Consider the following 6592-nt stretch of genomic DNA (forward strand, 5'->3'; position numbering starts at 1 on the left):
CTACTTGCGGTTCTTCGCAGGTGGAAGGGGGCTCCATGGCATCGCTTCGTCGCATCGGGATTCCGGTTGTTCTCACTGCGGCCGTCGCGCTGCTCGGCGGCACGCTCGCACTCGGCCGCTACGGCCAAGGCGAAGCGCAGGTACGTCGTCCCCTCCCGATTCGCGCCGGACCCGCGCATCTGATCGGCCGGCTCGCGCTCGCGCCCTCGCAGGAGTTGCGCGGCACCGCGGCGCTCGTCGAACTGCCCGACATCAAGGTCGAGCTCCGCAATGCGGCCTCGGGCGGCGGGACGGTCGGCAGCGACGTGACGCTGATCGACGGCAAGTTCGATCTGGTGGCACCGGGCCCCGGCATCTACGTCGTCTGCGCGATCGTCGCAGACAAGCCCTCGTGCGGCAATCGCATCCAGGCGGCCGGCAAGGACATCGCTGTCGGTAACGTCGTGATCCGTCCCAATCGCGCGATCGTCTGGGGCACGGTGCTCACCGGCGACCGGCGGCCGTGCTGGATGCGCGATCATTTCTTCGGCGTCGATTTCTCGACCCGGGTCGAGGCCCGCCAGGGATCGGCGGTGGTCGGCACCCCGGTGCGCGCCAACGTCCAGGGCGAATATGCGCTGCTCGACGTGCCCACCGGCGCGCTCAGCATCAAGGCGAGCTGCGAGAAGTCGACCGCGGGCGCCAGCGTCTCGCTCGCCGGCGTCGTCCGCCGCGACCTCGCCTTCGCCAACCATGCTCCCAAGGTCGATGCGATCAGCGCGGTCGATGCGGGCGGGGCCGCCGCGCGACGCGCCGATCCGGGCGACAAGCTGACGGTCGTCGCCGAGGCCAAGGACCGCGACGGCGACAAGCTCGAGTTCCTCTGGCGCGCGACCGACGGCAACGGCGCGCTTGCCGGCGGCAGCACCGATGCCAAACAGGGCTGGAAGATGCCCGCGACCGAGGGGATGCGCACCGTCTACCTGCTCGCGCGCGATGGCCTGGGCGGCTACGCCTATCGCCGCTTCGACCTTTCCGCGGCCAAGCGGCTGGTCTTCTCGGGCCAGGTGATCGACGAGGCCTCGGGCGCGCCGATCACCGGCGCGACGGTGACCGTCGGCGGCGCGACCGTCTCGACCAATGCGAGCGGCTGGTTCCGCACCGAAGTCGCGCCCGTTAAGGCCGACCGCTACATCCTCAACATCCACCACCCCGCCTATGCCGCGACCTCGCGCGTCTATTCGGCGGGGAGCACCGGCGAGACCTACGATCTGATGCGCGCGACCGTGGCGAGCGTGCCTGCGGGCGGCAAGCTCGTGTTCCGCGACAGCGGACAGGGCAAGTGCGGGACGGGCGGCGACACGCGCAAGAAGCCGGTGCGCCAGCTCGCGGCACCGCAGCTGCTCGGCTATTCGCGCGAGACCGGCGATTTCGCGCCGGTGACCGGCACCAAGGCGAACGCGCGGCTGACGGCGCAGCTGCGCGCCGCCGCCCAGCCGGTGCCCTGCGACACGCGCGGCACGCAGATCGCGATCGATCCGGGCGGACTCGTCGACGCCAGGGGCAAGGCCGCGGCGGGCGTGACCGGTGCGGTGCTGACCTTCGACCCCACGCGACGCTCGCTGCCCGGCGACTATGGCGCGATGGGCGCCGACGGCAATGCGACGCGGCTGTTCAGCTATGGCGCGGTCTATGCCGAGTTCCGCGGATCGGGCGGCGAGAAGCTCAATCTCGCGCCCGGCCAGGCGGCGGAGCTGCGCATCCCCGTTCCCGCCGCGCAGCGCGCCTCGGCGCCGCCGGTGATCGCGCTCTGGTCGTACGACGAGGATCGCGGAATCTGGGTCGAGGAAGGCGACGCCAACCTCCAGGACACGCCCACCGGCGCCTGGTACGTCGGCAAGACCAAGCATTTCTCGTCGATCAACATGGACATCAAGATCACCGGGGGAACCTGCGCGCGCTTCCACGTGCCCGCGGGCAGCTTCTCGGGTTGGACCAATCTCAAGCTGCGCGCCTATGTCACCTTCGGCGGCACCAATTCGCAGACCTTCGAGACGCCGCTCAACGGCGACGAGATGCACGCCGTCTTTCGCATTCCCTTCGGTGCCGCGACCGCGCCCAACACGCTCCGGTTCGAAGTCACCGGCACCTTCGGCGGCTCGACCGCGATCCTGCTCAACAACATCGTCGACATCGACAGTTTCGCAGTGCCGACCAGCGGCGCCTATTCCTATCCCTATCCGTACAATGAATGCGGCACCGCGATCGAACTCGCGCCGCCCGCAGGCGTCGTTCCGGCCTATGGCAAGGATGCGAGCGGCCGGCCCTATTTCCTCACCGGCCCGGCAGGCGGCTTCAATCCCGCCCCCGCCGACTACGACCCGACGGTCTATTACACCCAGATCGATCCGGGCAACGCCAAGACCACGCTGGGCGACTGGTGGGGGCTGAACGGCTTCGACGCGACCACCGGCCAGGCGGGCACCGGCACCAACTTCACCGAGGCGCATTACCTCAACAACAACGACCTCGGCTTCGGCCGCGACATGCACTGCATCAACAACGGCGCCAAGCTCGCCTGCTACGTCACCAACTACGGCCTGCCCGACCAGGATCCGACCAACGCCGACCTGCCCGTCGCCAAGCGCGGCGCGACGGTGACGATGGAATATGATCCGGGCGCGGCCGCGGACCGGCAGGTGCAGTTCTACGTCTTCGGCGGCGGCGTCGCGGGATCCCCGCGGATCAAATATGCCGACCTCGACGGCTTCGGCCCCAAGCCGGTGCCCCAGCTCTGCACCGTCTGCCACGGCGGCAAATACAATGTCCCCGCCAAGCTCGCGCTCAACTCGGTGTTCCGCGAGTTCGACCTGCCGTCGTTCAAATACCCTTCGGGTCACGTCTGGGACTATGGCGCAGATCCCGCGCCGATGAATCCGGCATCGCCGACGCAGGCGGAGTTCCAGAACTTCGCCAAGCTTAACAAGATGGTCCACGACATCGCGCCGGGGAACAAGATCGGCAATCTGATCACCGCCTGGTACACCGGCGGCTTCGGCGGGCCCGACTTCCGCCCGCACCTGCCGGATGCGCCCACGGGCTGGAACAATGCCAACCCCACCGAAGTGGCGCTCTACCACGGCCCCTACGGCAAGGGTTGCCGCGCCTGCCACATCGCGCGCAGCCTCGACTTCGACGCGTCGAGCTACACCGGCACCAGCTATGTCGTCTGCGGGATCGGCCGCGTGATGCCCAACGCGGTGGTGACCTACAAGAATTTCTGGGCCGACACCTCGTCGCTCCTGAAATACGAGATCGCCAACAGCATTCCGCCAGGCGCCTGCAAGAACGACTGACTCCGCCCGCCGCCGCTCCCTGCCCCGGGGCGGCGGCGGGCAACCCGTCTGGGAGCGCTAACATCGCCGCTTGACGCACGCCTCCCGCTGCGGCCTATTCCCCGCCAGGGGAGAGGCTGCCGATGGAAACCACGGCCGGGTCGCGCGCATCGAACGGAGCCACGCCGAGCGAGGCGGAGGCCGCCCGCTTCCTGCTGCGCGCGCAATTCTCGGCGCCTGACGCCGACATCGCCGCGGTCCGCGCACTCGGTCCCGCGGCGTGGCTCGACAAGGCCTTCCAGGCGCCGCGCGGGCAGAGGGGCTATGATTGGCTCTCGGCCGCGGGCTACAACGAAGTCACCAAGGAAGCCCGCTATTTCTGGCCGATGGCGGGCGATCACATGATCTGGAACCAGCTGATCGCCCAGCCCGACCAGATGCGCCAGCGCGCCGCCTTCGCGCTCTCGCAATATTTCGTGATCTCGCTCAACCCGATCGACGGCTTCTGGCCGCCCTACATCATGGCGGGCTGGTGGGACGTGCTGTGCGACGAGGCGTTCGGCAATTTCCGCACCCTGCTCGAGCGCGTTTCGCTCAACGCAGGCATGGGCATGTACCTCAACACCAAGGGAAACCTGAAGGAGGACGCTGCCACGGGCCGCCAGCCCGACGAGAATTATGCACGCGAAGTGATGCAGCTCTTCACCATCGGCCTCTATGAGCTCAACCCCGACGGCACGCCCAAAATGGGACCCGGCGGCAAGCCGATCGAGACCTATGTGCAGAGCGACGTCACCAACCTGGCGCGCGTCTTCACGGGCTACAACCATGACATGCGCCGCGTGAAATACACCAATGTAAAATGGCAGAACTACCCGGTGGTGTCGCAGGAGTTCACCGTCGATCCGATGGTGTGCAACCCCGCCGAGCACTCGGCACAGCAGGTCGATTTCCTGGGGCTGACGATCCCCGCCGGCACGCCGCCCGCGGATGCGCTCAAGGCCGCGCTCGACCATCTCTTCGCGCATCCCAATGTGGGGCCCTTCTTCGGCCACCAGATGATCCAGCGGCTGGTCACCTCCAACCCGAGCCCGGCCTATGTCGGCCGCGTCGCCGCCGCCTTCGCCGACAACGGCCAGGGCGTACGCGGCGACCTGAAGGCGGTATGGCGCGCGGTGCTCGCCGATCCCGAGGCGCTGGCCCCCGGCGATCCCAGGGACCCGACCTCGGGCAAGCTGCGCGAGCCGGTGCTGCGCTGGGTGAGCTGGGCGCGGACGATGGGGATGGCGTCGAAGAGCGGCAAGTTCGAGATGTTCGACACCGCGCGCGCCGACGAGGGGCTGGGCCAGAGCCCGCTGCGGAGCCCATCGGTCTTCAACTTCTTCCGCCCCGGCTATGTCCCGCCGCACACCGCGATCGCCAAGGCGAGGAAATGCGCCCCCGAGTTCCAAATCGCCAACGAGACCAGCCTCGCCGGCTACATCAACTTCCTGCAGTGGACGCTGCGCTGGGGCTACAAGGACATCAAGCCTGACTATGCCGCGGTGAAGCCGATCGCACATGATCCGCCCGCGCTGGTCGCCTGGCTCAACCTCCACCTCGCCGCCAACCAGCTCTCGGCGGAGAGCTGCGCGTTGATCGCGGGCGCGCTCGCGACCAAGGGCGTCACGCCCGAAAGCCCCGACGAGGCGAAGCTCGACCTGCTCGCAGCCGCCTGCCTCCTGGTGCTGAGCACGCCCGAATATCTGGTGCAGAAATGACCGGTATCGTGACCACCCCCGTCAGCCGCCGCGCGCTCATGGGCCGCGCCTCGATGCTCGCCGCGCTGGGCGCCGGCGCGTCGCTCGCCACCGGGCTCGCCTCCATGGCGGAAGCCGCCACCGCGGCGGGCGCCGACGACTATCGCGCGCTGGTCTGCATCTTCCTCTACGGCGGCAACGACCATCCCAACACCTTGGTGCCGTTCGACAAGGTCAACCACAGCCGCTACCTCGCGATCCGCGGCGGCGTGAGCTTCGCGCGCAAGGACCTCGAAGCGACCGCGCTCACCCCGATCCAGCCGCAGACGCTCACCGACGAGCTGCAATTCGCCTTCGCGCCCTATGCTCCGCGATTGAAGGTGCTGTTCCAGGGCGGCAAGCTTGCGCCGCTGCTCAACGTCGGCTCGCTGATCACGCCGGTGACGCGCGCGCAATATGACGGATCGAACCGCGCGCTCTATCCGCTGCCGCCCAAGCTGTTCAGCCACAACGACCAGCAATGCTATTGGCAGGCGCTCGGCAGCGAAGGCTCGACGATCGGCTGGGGCGGGCGGATCGGCGACTATGCGATGGCGGCGAACGAGCAGGCGCTGCTCACCTGCGTCTCGGCCGCCGGCAACGCCGTGTTCGTCTCGGGCGACAAGGCGCTCCAGTACCAGATCAGCCCCTCGGGCGCGATTCCGGTGAAGGCGATCCAGGGCCTGCCCTATGGCTCGCCGGCGATCAGCGCAGCGCTCAACCAGTTGATCACCCGGCCCTCGGACCATGCGATGGAGAATGAGCTCGCGATCCTCGCGCGGCGCTCGATGGGGATGGAGAAGATCGTCAACGGCGCGCTCGACAAGGTGGCGCTGCAGACCTCGTTCGACCTCGTCCCCGGCGACAATCCGCTCGCCAACCAGCTCAAGATCGTCGCGCGGCTGATCGGCGCTCGGCACGAGCTGGGCAGCAAGCGCCAGGTGTTCTTCGTCAGCCTCGACGGCTTCGATCACCACAGCGACCTCTCGAAGAAGCACAATGATCTGATCGCCAAGCTCGATGAGGCGATGGCGTCCTTCTACATGGCGACGGTCGAGATGGGGGTGGAGCATCAGGTGACGGCGTTCACCGCCTCGGACTTCGGCCGCACCCTGGTCAACAACGGCGACGGCTCGGACCATGGCTGGGGCAGCCATCACTTCGTCGTCGGCGGCGCGGTGCACGGCGGGCGCTATTACGGCACCGCGCCGCATGTCTCGGCGACGTCGGACGACCAGGTCGGCCAGGGCCGGCTGCTGCCGAGCACGTCGATCGACCAGTACGCCGCGACGCTCGCGCGCTGGTTCGGCGTGCCCGACGGGGAGATGGCGCACATCCTCCCCAACATCGGCAATTTCGACGGGCGGTATCTGGGCTTCGTCTAGGTGTTTGATCCCGCAGTGTGGTGGTACGTTTGACCATCACGCATGGCGGGAGGAGCTATGGGTCAGGTTCTACACGGGAGCGCCCGCACGACTGAGGCAGTCCGTCGAGCGATAC

Annotated in this window: 3 protein-coding genes; all 3 read left to right on the forward strand. The window is 68.1% G+C overall.

Features of this window, described 5'->3' with window-relative positions; translation table 11 throughout:
• Window positions 1–35: 35 nt before the first annotated feature.
• The 3 genes from J7495_RS19495 (at window position 36) to J7495_RS19505 (ending at window position 6477) form a co-directional block, all read left to right on the forward strand.
• Window positions 36–3335 (forward strand): hypothetical protein, encoded by a 3300-nt coding sequence (locus tag J7495_RS19495; RefSeq protein ID WP_294058642.1) that lies wholly within the window; start codon window positions 36–38, stop codon window positions 3333–3335.
• A 122-nt stretch (window positions 3336–3457) separates the two neighbouring features.
• Complete coding sequence (locus J7495_RS19500) at window positions 3458–5074, forward strand: DUF1800 family protein (protein ID WP_294058643.1); 1617 nt, start codon at window positions 3458–3460, stop codon at window positions 5072–5074.
• Entirely contained in the window at window positions 5071–6477 is a 1407-nt protein-coding gene (locus tag J7495_RS19505; RefSeq protein WP_294058644.1) for a DUF1501 domain-containing protein, read from the forward strand. The genes J7495_RS19500 and J7495_RS19505 overlap by 4 nt, the downstream gene beginning before the upstream one ends.
• Window positions 6478–6592: the final 115 nt, after the last annotated feature.

The sequence above is a fragment of the Sphingomonas sp. genome (assembly GCF_017745215.1).
GTDB lineage: Bacteria > Pseudomonadota > Alphaproteobacteria > Sphingomonadales > Sphingomonadaceae > Sphingomonas.